This window comes from Bacillus sp. JJ1521 (assembly GCF_036965165.1).
GTDB lineage: Bacteria > Bacillota > Bacilli > Bacillales > Bacillaceae_L > Ferdinandcohnia.
In genome coordinates this window covers 19,937-33,767 of the sequence record NZ_JBALOX010000037.1, presented here as the reverse complement: position 1 = coordinate 33,767, position 13,831 = coordinate 19,937, and the positions used below count along the sequence as shown (strand labels likewise).

General features: G+C 36.8%; 17 protein-coding genes. 14 read left to right on the top strand and 3 right to left on the bottom strand.

Annotation, left to right across the window (positions count from 1 at the left end):
• From V7147_RS06750 to V7147_RS06735, 4 genes are all read left to right on the top strand, one after another.
• Window positions 1-215 (top strand): hypothetical protein (locus V7147_RS06750; protein WP_335367091.1); only part of this gene is annotated, 215 nt, incomplete at its 5' end.
• Between the two features lie 11 nt (window positions 216-226).
• Window positions 227-394, top strand: a complete 168-nt coding sequence (locus V7147_RS06745) for a hypothetical protein (protein ID WP_335367090.1) — start codon at window positions 227-229, stop codon at window positions 392-394.
• Window positions 395-423: 29 nt separating this feature from the next.
• Entirely contained in the window at window positions 424-777 is a 354-nt protein-coding gene (locus V7147_RS06740) for a hypothetical protein (RefSeq protein ID WP_335367089.1), read from the top strand.
• A gap of 13 nt (window positions 778-790) precedes the next feature.
• Window positions 791-1,165 (top strand): VOC family protein, encoded by a 375-nt coding sequence (locus V7147_RS06735; protein WP_335367088.1) that lies wholly within the window; start codon window positions 791-793, stop codon window positions 1,163-1,165.
• 157 nt (window positions 1,166-1,322) lie between these two features.
• Here the strand turns inward: V7147_RS06735 and V7147_RS06730 are convergent, their stop codons facing one another.
• Window positions 1,323-2,648, bottom strand: coding sequence for an alkaline phosphatase (locus V7147_RS06730; protein WP_335367087.1), 1,326 nt, complete (start codon window positions 2,646-2,648; stop codon window positions 1,323-1,325).
• Between the two features lie 405 nt (window positions 2,649-3,053).
• On the opposite strand from V7147_RS06730, the gene V7147_RS06725 reads away from it, so the two are divergent.
• The 6 genes from V7147_RS06725 to V7147_RS06700 all read left to right on the top strand — a co-directional run bounded on the left by V7147_RS06725 (window position 3,054) and on the right by V7147_RS06700 (window position 8,707).
• The gene (locus tag V7147_RS06725; protein ID WP_335367086.1) at window positions 3,054-3,281 is read left to right on the top strand and encodes a hypothetical protein; all 228 of its coding nucleotides are present in this window, start codon (window positions 3,054-3,056) and stop codon (window positions 3,279-3,281) included.
• Window positions 3,282-3,458: 177 nt separating this feature from the next.
• The gene (locus V7147_RS06720; RefSeq protein WP_335367085.1) at window positions 3,459-4,277 is read left to right on the top strand and encodes an SDR family oxidoreductase; all 819 of its coding nucleotides are present in this window, start codon (window positions 3,459-3,461) and stop codon (window positions 4,275-4,277) included.
• 21 nt (window positions 4,278-4,298) lie between these two features.
• Window positions 4,299-5,177, top strand: coding sequence for a S16 family serine protease (locus V7147_RS06715; protein ID WP_335367084.1), 879 nt, complete (start codon window positions 4,299-4,301; stop codon window positions 5,175-5,177).
• A 66-nt stretch (window positions 5,178-5,243) separates the two neighbouring features.
• Window positions 5,244-5,468, top strand: a complete 225-nt coding sequence (locus tag V7147_RS06710; protein WP_335367083.1) for a hypothetical protein — start codon at window positions 5,244-5,246, stop codon at window positions 5,466-5,468.
• 607 nt (window positions 5,469-6,075) lie between these two features.
• Window positions 6,076-6,936 (top strand): methyltransferase domain-containing protein, encoded by an 861-nt coding sequence (locus tag V7147_RS06705; RefSeq protein WP_335367082.1) that lies wholly within the window; start codon window positions 6,076-6,078, stop codon window positions 6,934-6,936.
• Window positions 6,937-7,252: 316 nt separating this feature from the next.
• Window positions 7,253-8,707, top strand: coding sequence for a DHA2 family efflux MFS transporter permease subunit (locus V7147_RS06700; protein WP_335367081.1), 1,455 nt, complete (start codon window positions 7,253-7,255; stop codon window positions 8,705-8,707).
• Window positions 8,708-8,765: 58 nt separating this feature from the next.
• On the opposite strand, the gene V7147_RS06695 is transcribed toward V7147_RS06700, so the two are convergent.
• Entirely contained in the window at window positions 8,766-9,227 is a 462-nt protein-coding gene (locus V7147_RS06695) for a CBS domain-containing protein (RefSeq protein ID WP_335367080.1), read from the bottom strand.
• A gap of 423 nt (window positions 9,228-9,650) precedes the next feature.
• On the bottom strand, window positions 9,651-10,148 hold the full coding sequence (locus V7147_RS06690; RefSeq protein WP_335367079.1) for an SRPBCC family protein: 498 nt from the start codon (window positions 10,146-10,148) through the stop codon (window positions 9,651-9,653).
• A gap of 189 nt (window positions 10,149-10,337) precedes the next feature.
• Between V7147_RS06690 and V7147_RS06685 the strand changes: the two genes are divergently transcribed.
• The 4 genes from V7147_RS06685 to V7147_RS06670 all read left to right on the top strand — a co-directional run bounded on the left by V7147_RS06685 (window position 10,338) and on the right by V7147_RS06670 (window position 13,798).
• Window positions 10,338-11,435: an FAD-dependent monooxygenase gene (locus V7147_RS06685; protein ID WP_335367078.1), complete on the top strand. Its 1,098-nt coding sequence runs from the start codon at window positions 10,338-10,340 to the stop codon at window positions 11,433-11,435.
• Between the two features lie 293 nt (window positions 11,436-11,728).
• The gene (locus tag V7147_RS06680) at window positions 11,729-12,292 is read left to right on the top strand and encodes a GNAT family N-acetyltransferase (protein ID WP_335367077.1); all 564 of its coding nucleotides are present in this window, start codon (window positions 11,729-11,731) and stop codon (window positions 12,290-12,292) included.
• Between the two features lie 238 nt (window positions 12,293-12,530).
• The gene (locus V7147_RS06675; RefSeq protein WP_335367076.1) at window positions 12,531-12,839 is read left to right on the top strand and encodes an ArsR/SmtB family transcription factor; all 309 of its coding nucleotides are present in this window, start codon (window positions 12,531-12,533) and stop codon (window positions 12,837-12,839) included.
• Window positions 12,840-12,850: 11 nt separating this feature from the next.
• Entirely contained in the window at window positions 12,851-13,798 is a 948-nt protein-coding gene (locus V7147_RS06670) for a cation diffusion facilitator family transporter (RefSeq protein WP_335367075.1), read from the top strand.
• Window positions 13,799-13,831: the final 33 nt, after the last annotated feature.

The following is a 13,831-nucleotide window of genomic DNA, read 5'->3' as shown; positions in this document are numbered from 1 at the left end:
TATTTTTCTTTTTAGTGATTGGAATTTTAATATCGTTTTTTGGGATCTTACCTTTTGTTTTTGATTATCCATTTGGTGAAGGTGCTAATTCTGGACCAAGCAATTATTGGGACCTTATACTAATGATTTCCTACGAGGGAAAGGGAAAATATTTAATTGTCGGCGCTTTGTTACTTGTACTAACGATACCAGCAATCATTAAACAGAAAAAGTAGGAGAGATTTTCATGAGATGTGGAGCCAAATGCTTCCTTGTCGAAATCGAAGTAGACGGAAAAACACAAATAAAGCCAATCAACGCAAGGACACCTGCAGAAGCAAGAAAAACTATACGAAAAGAAATAGGTGCAGAAACTCAGATTCTAGCAGTTAAGGAAGAAAAGAAAAAGTTGTAAATATAAGGGAAGTTACCTGGAGGTAAATCATGGGGGAATTGATAGAGGGGTTCTTGTTTTACATGGTAGTCTTTAGTCCTGCAGTTGTAGGGGTACCATTACAAATAAGGGCTACAAGAAAGAGTGAGAAATTGGATAAATTTTTCACAATCAATTGTATCTTAGCATCCGGAGTTCAGATTATTATCATCATAAGTTATGTGTTCTATGTAGCCAACAAAGGGGGGCAGCAAGCTGAAGCGATTGGGTGGCTATTAGTTGCTTATATCTTGTTCTCGATTGTCATAATAGGACTTAATACATTAATGGTACTTCTTACTCACTTCATCACAAAGTGGGTACTAAAAATAAAAGCAAAGAAAAATGCAGAGAAGATAGTATAAGGAGAGCGATAATATGAAAGAGAATTTCATCCAAAAGATAAACCAAATCGGTGTGCCTGTCCAAGACGTAAGCAGGGCAGTAAGCTTTTATAAGGGACTTGGACTACCACTACTTTTTTCGACAGAAACTATGGCGTTTCTTGATTGTAATGGGACAAGAATTCTTCTAAGTTTGCCAGAGAAAGAGGAGTATTCACATTCAAGTTCTGTTATATATTTTCAAGTTGAAAATATAAAGGAAACCTATGAAAAATTTACGAGTGATGGAATATCCTTTATTGATGAACCACATATTGTAGCAAAAATGGGAGAAACTGAAACTTGGATGACTTTCTTTAAAGATACAGAAGGGAATACGCATGCGTTTATAAGTGAAGTAAGAGTTTAATTCTATACTTAAAAAACAAGGATACCCAAATTAATAGGAATCCTTGTTTTTTACTTTGCTAAATTCATAGTATTGCATGGAAATATTGTCATCGAACAATTATGGTGCTACTTCAGCTAGTTAATTATCATCAAACCAGCTCCTTTTAAATAGCCTCTTATTTTCCTGGGTTGAATTTAATTTTCATAGCATGAGCCATTAATACAGGTAGGTCTGTGTTTTCATGTAAACCGTTAAATAAGTGAGATCCTGGTCCGAATGCATATAAAGGGACGTCTGTACCGGTGTGACCTGTGCTTGACCAGCCAACGATTGCACGTTCAGAAACGACTTGATTGATAGCCATCGATGGTGTTTTAGCGGTTTTGATTCTGTTAGCTTCAGCATCTGTTAAATCAAGGTTTGTATACTGCTTAACAACTTCCTTAACATTACTGCGGTCAGCGTTCAATTTGCTTTCCATGAAATCACCAGTTGCTGAAACATTACGTAAAACTTCAAGATTTGCGTCACCTTTACCATAACCACCGACTGACATTCCGCCTGTATCATGGTCGCCAGCAACAACTACCAATGTGTTGCCATCCTTCTTCGCAAATTCGACTGCTTTCTCAACAGCAAGTTCAAATGCTTCACTATCCTTCATAGCCCAGGCAGCGTCATTATCATGACCAGCCCAATCAATTTGGCTACCTTCAACCATTAAGAAGAAACCGTCTTTATCTTTTTGAAGAACATCGATTGCAGATTCTGTCATTTCTGCAAGACTTGGTTCATTTGTTTCGTCGCGATCTAATTCAGGTGCCATGCCATCTTCAGCGAATAAACCGATAAGCTTGTCCGTTTTTTTAGCATTTTTAAGCTCATCTTGATTTGTAACATATTGATAACCGCTTTTTGCTGCCTCATTCAATAAGGATTCTGGGAAGTATTTTTTACCTCCTCCAAGAATAACATCGACATCATTTTCAAGTAATTGCGGTGCAATATCTGCTTCATTTGCACGTGAAGCGACATGAGAAGCAAATACAGCTGGTGTTGCATGCGTAATTGTTGAAGTGGCGACTAAGCCTGATGATTTTCCTTGTTCTTCAGCAGCTTCAAGAATGGTTTTTAATTCGTTACCATCTGGAGATGTACTAATCATCCCATTATTTGTTTTGACTCCAGTTGCCATTGCAGTACCTGCTGCAGCTGAGTCAGTTACCTTTGTGTTCGCTGAATAGGTACGATGCATCCCTACTAGCATAGAATCTAACACAGTTTCCTCACCTTTATACCATCTGTAATTCGTTGCATAAGATGCAGAGTAGCCATCCGGAACCATAAAAATAACATTTTTAGCTTTACCATTATTGCCGATTTGATTATTTGAATTTGCATCAGCTGTTGGTACTGAAAAGTTTCCGACAAGGGCTCCAAGCGCGAGTGAAGATACGACTGCAAACGGGATTAATTTCTTTTTAATAGATTTCTTTTTCATTTTTACTCCTCCTAATCGTTTGATAGATTTAGTATAGATTGTGAGTGTGGACATCGTTTTAATAGGAGGTAAATAATAGGTTAAACGGAGAAAATGGGACAAACCTCATGTTAAGAGCAAGTCTATAAGAAATTATATAGAGATTTTGGTATAATTCTTAAACCTTTTTTTTAGAAAATTGGTACTTTTGATATATAACTTTATATGATTTTTGAAATAATAAAAATGAGGATAATGCTAACTTACTAGACTCCTCTATATATACCCTTTACAATTTCGAAATAATATTTACTAATAAAAACGGGACCAATTTTCGGTAATATAAACTTTTAACTTGTTAAATAATGTAATTAAAAGCAAGGTGATTTTATAACTATTAAAAAGGACAAATAAGGGGGTGTCAAATTGATTTTCATAGTACTCCTTTCTCTCATTCTAATAATTTTATTTCTTTACTTTGTTTTGAGGAGTAAACAACAAGCAATTCAGGCATTCACAATCGAAAGTTTCATAAATACCCATCAGCTTGAAAATGAAAATCAGAATAAAGGCTTAATTGATACCCTAAATAATTTTTTCGAAGATGAAAGTGATAACGGAGAAAGTGATGGTGGTGGTGATGGGGGAGACTGAAGTTCCCCGAAATAACAATATGGGAAGAACTAAATCGAGCTTTTGCTAGATGCGTTGTCATAGGGGCAATGCTTTTTTGATTTTATTGTGTGAAAAATCGATGTAAAACTTGGAAAAAATATGCTATTTTTAAATGAGAATCCTGAAGAATTCTAACGAAAAAGGGGGGCATGGAAAATGAGTCAATTTACTCGAGATCAATATCCACTCAAAGGTAAAAAAATACTGATTACTGGAGTTAGCCGACGCCAAGGAATTGGGTATGCGATTGCCCGTCAAGTGGCTGGTTGGGGTGCATCTGTGATTATTCATCATTTCCAGTTACATGATAAAGAACAATTTTGGGGTGCAGATGATTTAAAGGAAGTAATAGAAGGCATTAAAGCGGAGCTAATAGATGATGCATTTTTATATGACATCAGCGGGGACTTTTCAGACCCAAAAGAACCACAAAGTGTGATGGATGAAATCAGTAAAACTTATGGTCATCTTGATGCTCTTGTTTGTAATCATGCAATGAGTGGAAGTGATGGCGCACTTGGTGAACTAACTGTGGAAATGTTAGATAAACACTGGGCAGTCAATGCACGTTCATCTATATTACTGGCACAATGTTTTGCGAAACAACATGATCCTAAATTAGGTAGTGGAAGAATCATTTTCATGACCTCGGGTCAAAGGCTAGGCCCAATGTCTGGTGAAATAGCGTACGTCGCATCCAAAGGAGCGCTTGCTGATCTAACACTAACCATATCTGATCAACTCGCTGATCAAAACATAACCGTCAATACAGTAAACCCTGGACCAGTAGATACGGGATATATGACCAAGGAACTGTGGGAGAATCTGAAACCAATGTTCCCGTTTGGAAGAATGGGACAGCCAGAAGACCCGGCACGACTTATTGCATGGTTATTAACAGAAGAAGCTTCCTGGATTACTGGACAACTCATAAATACAGAGGGTGGATTTGGACGCTGGCGTCCTCAATCCTAGATATCATAGGAGGACCCATTCGTGAAAAAACCATTTATTTTTACCGGAGTCGCAGTAATTCTCATATACATAATCTTGTGGGGTCTTTATTATTTTGACTTTATAAATGCCTTTTGGCTAGTTGGGATCTTAGCTGCAGAACTCCTTTTTCTATTAATTTTGTTAATTATTTTTCGAAATAAGAAATCCGAATTAAAAATAATCCAAATCATTTCGGCCTTATTAATATGTATTTTGGTTTTTGAATGGAAATTAGTAAACTATGAATCTCTTACTTATCGTGTAAGCTTGACGGCAGATCCTATTGAAGCGGTTGAACATTCTGGTATCCATTTAATGGTTGTTAAATCCTTTGATCTCGAATATCTAAAAGATGAAGAACTCATCATTAATAGTTTGGAACATGAAGAACAAGAAGTCCTTAATTTACAAAAGATTGAGAATGAGAGTCGCTACAAAGGTAAAAATGCTGAGCTTTGGCATTGGATAATGAATAAAGACGATGATTTTGCAATCATGAGGAAAAACGTACAAAATTATCTTTCTGGGGACACCGCGAGTATTGATTCGTTTTTAAAGCGGGATGATATTTCAGGTGATAGTGTCGGGTTAGGGATTGCATTATCCGGAAAAATTGCAGATGGGAAGTTAACAAACAAGAAAACAATTGGTGTAACAGGCGCACTGGATGCATCTGGGGATGTATTACCAATTGGAATGGTCGAAGAAAAGGTGAGGATTGCCGAGAAAAATTCATATCCCTATATCATTGTTCCTAGCGGAAATGCCAAAGAAGCGAGGGAAGTTAAACAATCCATGAACCTGAAAATAGAAATATTTGATGTTAACCATATTGAACAAGCGGTCTCACTTATAAAGAGGCTAAATACGGAAAGTTGAAAAATGGGGATTTCCCTATGTAGCACTTTGAGTCCTTTAGGAATATTGTAAACAAAGAGCAAATAGATGTTTAATACAAGCCTTCCTAATTTAATTCAAGGTGCTGATTTTTTGAAACGAAATAAAAATATTCATGTAGCAATCTTATTGCTAATTTTGATACTTGGCGTTCTGATTGTCCATGTGATTCTTAATGTGAATGTGTATATTGTTTACAGCGCAAGTCTTGGGACAATTTTTATGATTGGTCTCATTATTTTCCTGATTGTTTTGCTTATTTTTAAAACATAAGGGTGTTAATAAAGTAGAATTAACACCTCTTTTTGTTGAACCTATTTATGTAACACAATTTCCCTATTTTAAGATTAGAGGTTTCTATGACACTACTATTTTGGCCTTTCATGATTGCATCGTTAATCCTGTCAATTTTAGCAATATGTATAAAAAAACCTATCCTGCTTGTGATTTCCTCAGTGCTAATAATACCCATGTCGTTATATCTTGCAGCTACACCACGATTTGAAATCTGGGGGCTCGTCTTTCCACTTTTTTATGTGGGATCCGCAGTGTCCCTTGCCAAAAGTATAAGATGGTTATCCATCTTGCTGATTGCACCAAATTTTATCCTAATTGGCTGGTTAGGGTTTGTGGTAATGACTCAATAAGAGGTTTTGGATAGAATTGTAGATTGATTTGCCCTTATAGTCTTGTTACCATATTTATGGACACAGTCCCAAGCTAAGACAAGGAGTCATTATCATGATCATACAATTCATTCGTTATAGATAAAAACAGGTATAGACTAACGCAGACCCTACTTATTTTTTTGGAAAAGTTGGTGAGGGTTTCTTTGTCTATGCCTTTTTCATTTCTAAAACGAATGAATGAGGTGGCTTTTTTGTTACAACAGAATAGAAGAATACAAAGTGCAGATTATGTGAGCAAATTTGAAACGATGTTTGCTTGTCCTATTTGTCATTCGCCGATGAAGGTAATGGAGTATAAAAGCTTGATTTGCTCCAACCTGCATACGTTTGACTTTACGAAACAAGGCTATATCAATTTTACGACTCAATCAGTAAACACAAAGTATAGCAAGGAACTATTTGATGCTAGACGAAAACTTATTATTGATAATGGTTTTTTCGAGCCATTATCCAATGAAATTTCAAGGATAGTCAGTCAATGTTTAGGTGATAGAATAACGATTCTTGATACGGGATGTGGAGAGGGATCGCACCTGTTTAAGATTTGTGAGACAGTCAACAAGGATGTAATTGGGATTGGAATTGATCTGTCAAAAGAAGGAATTCGAGCAGCGTCTAAGGACTATCCCAATAAGATTTGGGCGGTGGCGGACCTTGCAAACACACCGTTTCAGACTGCTCAGTTCGATGTCGTCCTTAACATCCTTTCCCCTTCGAATTATGTAGAATTTAAAAGGCTATTGAAAAAGGATGGGATCGTTATTAAGATTGTACCTCAAAGTGGATATTTGAAGGAATTACGAGAAGAAATTTTTGAAAAACGTCCCTATTCGAATACAAATACAGTAGAAAGATTTTATGAGAATTTTCGTTTTGTCGATCAATCAAGGTTAACGTATACTAGGAAACTTAATAAATCTGCGCTAGAATGGTTGGTTCAGATGACACCTATGACATGGGCAAAAAAAGATAAAGTTACGTCATTTTTAAATAAGGAATCGTCTCAAATTACCGTTGATTTTGATATAATGATTGGTAAAAATAACTTTTAGGGAATCTTCCTACTTGCAGCAGATTAATGTTGTTTTTTATGAGTGAGTATGGAACTAGGTTAAAATTTACATCATAGTCGTAGTGAAAAAAACTCTTGACTATAAGGAAAAATTTTTGGTAAAGTTACAAACAGACCGGTTAATGTGGATCCACTAAAAAGAAAACTTAAAATGTAATTTATAAAAATAGAATAATATGGTTTTTGAAAAACGGCCAATCCATTTTTCATGAGCATAGCTCATTGAAGAGGGGATTGGCTTTTATTATGCAAAAAAATCGACTAAACCTAGTCGAATTAAAGATAGGGAGATTTTTATGAATACACAATTACATGTTAAAAATCCAAAGACTATGGCATTTATTTTAATGCTGGGTGCCTTTATTGGATTATTCGGTGAAACAGCATTAAATATGGCGTTAACAAACATTATGGGCGAGTTTTCAGTTAAACCTGTCATTGCTCAGTGGCTGACAACAGGATATTTATTAGTATTAGCAATCTTAGTTCCAATTTCTGCATTATTGATGAAATGGTTTTCCACTAGACAGTTAGTAATTGGAGGACTTGTGATTTCATTACTTGGAGCTGTACTTGCTGCTCTATCTCCAAGTTTTGCGATACTGTTACTCGGCCGTATTGTACAGGCGATGGGGACAGGTATTTTAATACCAGTTATGGTAAGTGTACTTTTACTAATTTTCCCGATTCATAAACGTGGAGTTGTAATGGGGATTATGGGTCTTGTAATTACATTAGGCCCTGCTTTAGGACCAACACTTTCAGGGGTCATTATTAGTACATTAGGTTGGCATTACATTTTCTGGATTAGTGCGATTTTTTATATCTTACTAACCCTTTTTGCTGTAGCAAAAATAGAAAATGTTTCTGAAATTACAAAACCGAAAATCGACGTTTTATCGATTCTCCTTTCATCGATTGGTTTTGGTGGATTAATTTATTCTTTAAGTACGATGGCTGAAGAGCCTATTTCTGCTCCTATCGTTTGGGCACCTTTACTTGCTGGGGTTATCGCACTTGTCTTATTTGGAATCCGCCAAATGACAATGGAACAACCGATGGTGAATTTACGTGTTTTCAAGTTTCCGATGTTTACATTAGGAACAGTAATGATGTTTCTTAGTATTTTGGTTATTTTATCAACAGCCATTTTATTACCACTTTATTTGAACAGTGCATTATTATTTAGCGCTGCGTTTGCTGGTTTATTATTGCTTCCTGGAAATGCAGTCAATGTGATTATGTCGCCAATTGTAGGAGCTTTATTTGATAAATGGGGACCTCGTCCATTCGTTATCGTGGGATCAATCTTTGTATTAATAGGTAATATTATTTTTCTATCATCCATTTCGGCAACAACACCAGCATGGCAAATCATCGTCGCCTTTATGGTTTTATTCTTTGGCTTAACGATGGTAACAATGCCATCTCAAACAAATGCACTGAATCAATTGCCACGTGAATTATACGCAGATGGTTCAGCAGCTATGAATACATTAAACCAAGTAGCTGGGGCAGCAGGTACAGCAATAGCGATTACGTTATTTACAGCAGGCCAAGGAAGTTATGTGGTCGAGGTTCCTGCTGCATCAGAGCTGGAAATCTTAGCCGCAGGTGTAAAATATGCCTTCTACTTTATAACAGGAATTTCAGTTGTTACGCTAATTTGTTCTTTATTTACAAGAAAAGCTGGAGATGTAAAGGAAAAGTCTGCATCAGCAGTGAAAGCCACAAAACCTGTACAAAATTAAGTCCTATTATCCAAGAAACCATTCGAAAAGAAGAAGAATCTTTGCGAATGGTTTCTTTTTACGATATAAGAATTTTCTCCGATATATTATTGATGATGTCCCCTCTACTTAATACACCTATAACGCGACCAGCCCCATTGACCACAGGAAGTTTTTTAAAATGATGTTTCGATAATAATCGCATTGCATTTTCGAAATCTTGATCAGGTGATACGGAAAGGATATTTCTCTTGGTCATGATTTCTTTGACGGGGGTATCTAACTTTTCCTGCACTACATCTTTTAAATCCTCATTCTCTCTTAAATAAACCATCCCTGCAATCCCGGCAATCCCCATGTGCTTTGGAATCAGGTAGCGTAATACATCACCATCTGATACCATACCGGCTAAATTACCTTTATCATCAACAACTGGTACACCGCCAATTCGATTTGATTTAAGGATAAGTAACAATTCTTTGACGGTATTCGAAGGTTGTGCAGTAAATACTTTTGTAATCATAAAATCTCTGACCTGCATTGTAATCACTCTCCTTTGTGTTGTAACCGTATACATGTTGATATATTAGTATTTTAACACATCTACTAATCCTCTTGTCAGTGAGCGATTTGTGAATTTTGAGGTAAGGGAGCAAGTTTTTTTATCAGAGGCTCTATTACATTTCATTGTTGATTTTCTTCGTATAAGTAAGAAAATTCATAGGCGGAGAATTTCCGGTAATGTATATAATGAAGGCTTAAGGAGTAGATATAGGCGGAGATATTCCGTTTACCTGCTCTAAAATAGGACAAAATCCTAAGATTTGGATAAGATAAACGGAAAACATCCCCTTATATTTAGGGAAATATGAGTATTTTTAAATTTAAAAGGAATTTTTCCGCGTATTTTTCAAACACGGTATAAGTAACATTCATCTCCCGTTAGAATCCCAAGCGATTCTTTTTAAGATGGATAATTGATTTTTCCAGTTTCAACTAGCTGCTTTAGACCCATGAACATCCAGTTCCAGCCTTGTTCTGTGCTTTCATTGTACTCCTTGAGCGCTTTTTCGATGTCCTCTTCCGTCCACTCTTCCTCATGTGGCACGACAATATCTTGTGTAAAGGTCATTTCACAGCCATTTTCAATAGGTTTAATTTGAACTGTAATATCGTCCTGTGTATCGCTAAATTGCGGCATTTTAAAAGTGAAAACTAATTTATTTGGGCGGTCGATTTCAATGTACTCGCCAATGGCTCGATAATCCTTGTCATTTCTATGGTCAACAATTTCCCAGGTACCACCGACATGTGGTTCATTTTTTGCAACTTTATTGGTGTGTTCCATTGTAAATAACCATTTTTTCATCATATTTGAATCGGTCCAAGCATTAAAAACCTTTTCAGGGTCGACATCAAATTGTCTGATCATTGTTAATGTTGTAATTGAGGTATTCGTCATGTTCTCATCCTTTACTTGTATTTTCTTTAACATAGCGAATGAATTGTGAAAGTGCAACTTTGGAGATGGAAATGAATATCAGTTGACCAAATAAAACTTGGTTGTTATCATTTAATTATCGTTTAGTAAACTTTGTTTCTTATTAGAAAACTTTTTTACATCATACGATTTACTATAGAAGGTGAAAATATGAATTTACAGACAGATGTATGTATTGTTGGCGGAGGTCCGGCGGGTGCTTTGCTAGGCTATTTATTAGCTGAAAAAGGAATATCTACCATTGTTGTTGAGCGTACTTCAGGAAACGAACGTGAATTTAGAGGCGAGCACATCAATGCTGAAACCGAAGCGATTTTAAAAGAACATCATCTTTTTGATAAAATAGAAGCACTTGGTTTGTTAAAAATGAAGAAGGTTGAATATCTTTATGGCAGACATATTGTAAAATCAATCACTCCAACAGTAGGCGATCACGTTGGAATTCATATTCCGCAGCCACATTTTTTAACGGCTGTTTCAAACGAAGCTGCACAATTTCCAAATTATCAGCTGCTTTTAAACACAACTGTAACCGGGTTAGTTCAGGATGAAAATGGCAACTATACGGGTGTAAAGGCAAAACAAAATGGACAAGAAATCAATATCTCAAGCCGGGTTGTAGTGGGTACGGATGGTCGTTATTCGACTGTTCGAAAACTAGCGGGAATTGCCGCTATAGAGGAAACGCATGGTTACGATGTGCTTTGGGCTAAAATCCCTGCACCTGCTGATTGGGAGCCTTCAACCAAAATGGTTCTCGCCAATGGTCATCAACTTGCATTGTTCACACAAACAGGTGGGATGATTCAAATTGGCTGGAATATTGAAGAAGGGACATTTCCCTCTTTACGGAAGCAACCACTTGAACCATTCTTGGAACCACTTTTAACAAGTTTTCCGGAATTAGAGCCAATTGTTCGTGAACACATCCAATCCTGGAAAAACTTCGTTTGCTTAAAAGTGTTCAGCTCAAATGCAGACACTTGGGTAAAAGATGGTCTTGTCATCCTAGGGGATGCCGCTCACACCATGACCCCGACGGCTGCGATCGGAATTAACTGTGCGATAAAGGATGCCTATGTGTTGGCACCCATCCTTGAGCAAGCCTTAATCGATGGAGACGTTAGCGAAACAAGATTAATAGAATTCGAGATGGCAAGACGAGCAGAAATCGAACAGCAACAAGAAATGCAATTTGAAAAAGAAGAAACATTTAAAGACAACTTTTTAGAAATTGTCGGATACTAAAAGTATGCAGTTTGGAGCTGCATGCTTTTTTTGTATAGAAAACTATTAAAATACATATGTAAAAAAACCTTTTCTGTAAAAAGGTGCGCAAATGGATAAAATCAGGAAACACCGAACATGCAAAGTCAAAGAAGAGGCACCTAACTGGATAAAACTAGGGAATACCGAACCTGCAAAGCCAAGAAAGATGTATAATGTACGAAACCATAATGCCCAATTTCCAATAAAAGAAAGGATTTTCCTTATCCATACCGAATAAAAACTATAGGAAACATGATAACAGGGGGATCATAATGAATCTGGTCAAAATAAAGGGAGAAAAAGTAATCTTACGTCAACTTGAAAAAGATGATTTACCTACACTTTGGGAGATGCGCTACGCTAACCCTAATCCTGAATGGAAAAAATGGGATGCGCCCTATTTTATGCATAAGTACATTGATAAAGAAACGTATTTAAAAAAGGTTGAGCATCAAATCGCAATGCAGCACCATCCACTGGATCAAATGATCATTGAAGCGGATGGGCAAATCATTGGATCGGTCCTTTTTTACTGGGAAAGTGAAGCAACGAGATGGCTTGAGATGGGGATAGTCATCTATCTTCCTGAATATTGGGGTGATGGCTACGGAACGGAAACAATTAAGCTGTGGATTGACTATTTATTTGAAACGATCCCTTATATCGAAAGAGTCGGATACACCACCTGGTCTGGAAATCACCGCATGATCAAGGTCGGCCAAAAACTGGGTATGACACTTGAAGCTCGCATGAGAAAATGCCGCTATTATAACGGCATCTACTATGATTCGATTCGAATGGGATTACTTAGGGAAGAATGGGAAAATATGAAATAGTATGTTAAACCCTGCATTTCATCGTGAAATGTAGGGTTTTTATTGGGACATAGGTATTATTGCCACATTTGGGATAATGCCCTTTTTTACAAAATGAATTAATTTCCAATTCTAATTGACACCTTTTATCCTCTATCGTAATATTATACATGAACATATGCTCATATACATAGTGCGGTTTTACTTCTCCCTATCATTAGGATTAATATTAAGTATCTTAAGAAAGAAGGTTTTAAAATTGGAACAAAAGGATCATTCTTTTTTATCACAAGTAACCATTGACGAGGCGTCGCGGATTTTTAAGGCACTCGCTGATCCAACAAGAATTAAAATACTCTATTTATTATCTCAAGAGGAATGCTCAGTAACCCATATCGCGGAAATCCTCGAAATGTCACAATCTGCAGTGTCTCATCAACTCAGCCTACTTAGAAATTTGCGCTTAGTGACATACCGACGTGAAGGTAACAGTTTCCTTTATACATATGATGATGAACATGTCATAACGTTGCTGCACCAGGTCATTCATCATATTGAACACGAATAGGAGGGAGAATGATGGGACATCACCATCACCACCATGATCACCGACATGACCATCATGGTCATCATCATCACCATCATTACGATGAAGTGAGAGAAGGAAATAAAAAAGGTTTACTCATTGCATTAATTATTACTACTGGCATTATGCTGCTTGAATTTTTCGGCGGACTTATCACAAATAGCTTAGCTTTACTTTCCGACTCAGGTCATATGCTAAGTGACGCAAGCTCGCTGTTATTAAGTTTAATTGCGTTTTGGTTTGCAACAAGACCTGCGTCGGCGAAGAAAACCTACGGATTTTATCGATTTGAAATTTTGGCAGCGCTTTTCAATGCGATTACGTTGTTCATCATTGCGGGCTTTATCGTGTTTGAAGCATTCAAAAGATTTTTTGAACCACCAACTGTTGCAAGCGGGACTATGATGATCATTGCCGGAATTGGACTTTTGGCGAATTTGCTTAGCGCCTGGTCGTTAATTAGTAAAGGCGATGTGAAAAATAACGTCAACTTACGTAGTGCATACTTACATGTTCTAGGAGATGCCCTCGGTTCGGTTGGAGCGATTATCGCAGGCTTCTTGATGCTATTCTTTGAGTGGTATATTGCGGACCCAATAATTTCAGTTGTAGTAGCTATCCTTATTTTAAAAAGTGCTTGGGGTGTTTTGACTCATTCAATTCACATCCTAATGGAGGGCACACCAATTACAATTGACCAAAAAGAAGTCAAAACCACATTAGAGGAAATTGATGGGGTTATCGATGTTCATGACCTCCACATTTGGACGATTACATCCGGCATGGATTCGCTCACCTGCCATATTTTAATCAAAGACGATTATGATAGTCAGGAAGTTTTACAACGAGCGATTGATAAAATACGCGACACATTCAAAATAGAACACACCACCATTCAAATTGAAAAATCAGCAATAGAGCATGGGGAAATGAAGGTATAACACTTTCTGGGGCAAAGTTTACTAGCCCCTTTC

What these genes read in the sequence shown, in the direction of transcription:
- V7147_RS06745 (WP_335367090.1), top strand. Translation starts at nt 227, where the DNA reads ATGAGATGTGGAGCCAAATGCTTCCTTGTCGAAATCGAAGTAGACGGA.
- V7147_RS06740 (WP_335367089.1), top strand. Translation starts at nt 424, where the DNA reads ATGGGGGAATTGATAGAGGGGTTCTTGTTTTACATGGTAGTCTTTAGT.
- V7147_RS06735 (WP_335367088.1), top strand. Translation starts at nt 791, where the DNA reads ATGAAAGAGAATTTCATCCAAAAGATAAACCAAATCGGTGTGCCTGTC.
- V7147_RS06730 (WP_335367087.1), bottom strand. Translation starts at nt 2,648, where the DNA reads ATGAAAAAGAAATCTATTAAAAAGAAATTAATCCCGTTTGCAGTCGTA.
- V7147_RS06720 (WP_335367085.1), top strand. Translation starts at nt 3,459, where the DNA reads ATGAGTCAATTTACTCGAGATCAATATCCACTCAAAGGTAAAAAAATA.
- V7147_RS06710 (WP_335367083.1), top strand. Translation starts at nt 5,244, where the DNA reads ATGTTTAATACAAGCCTTCCTAATTTAATTCAAGGTGCTGATTTTTTG.
- V7147_RS06700 (WP_335367081.1), top strand. Translation starts at nt 7,253, where the DNA reads ATGAATACACAATTACATGTTAAAAATCCAAAGACTATGGCATTTATT.
- V7147_RS06695 (WP_335367080.1), bottom strand. Translation starts at nt 9,227, where the DNA reads ATGCAGGTCAGAGATTTTATGATTACAAAAGTATTTACTGCACAACCT.
- V7147_RS06690 (WP_335367079.1), bottom strand. Translation starts at nt 10,148, where the DNA reads ATGACGAATACCTCAATTACAACATTAACAATGATCAGACAATTTGAT.
- V7147_RS06685 (WP_335367078.1), top strand. Translation starts at nt 10,338, where the DNA reads ATGAATTTACAGACAGATGTATGTATTGTTGGCGGAGGTCCGGCGGGT.
- V7147_RS06680 (WP_335367077.1), top strand. Translation starts at nt 11,729, where the DNA reads ATGAATCTGGTCAAAATAAAGGGAGAAAAAGTAATCTTACGTCAACTT.
- V7147_RS06670 (WP_335367075.1), top strand. Translation starts at nt 12,851, where the DNA reads ATGGGACATCACCATCACCACCATGATCACCGACATGACCATCATGGT.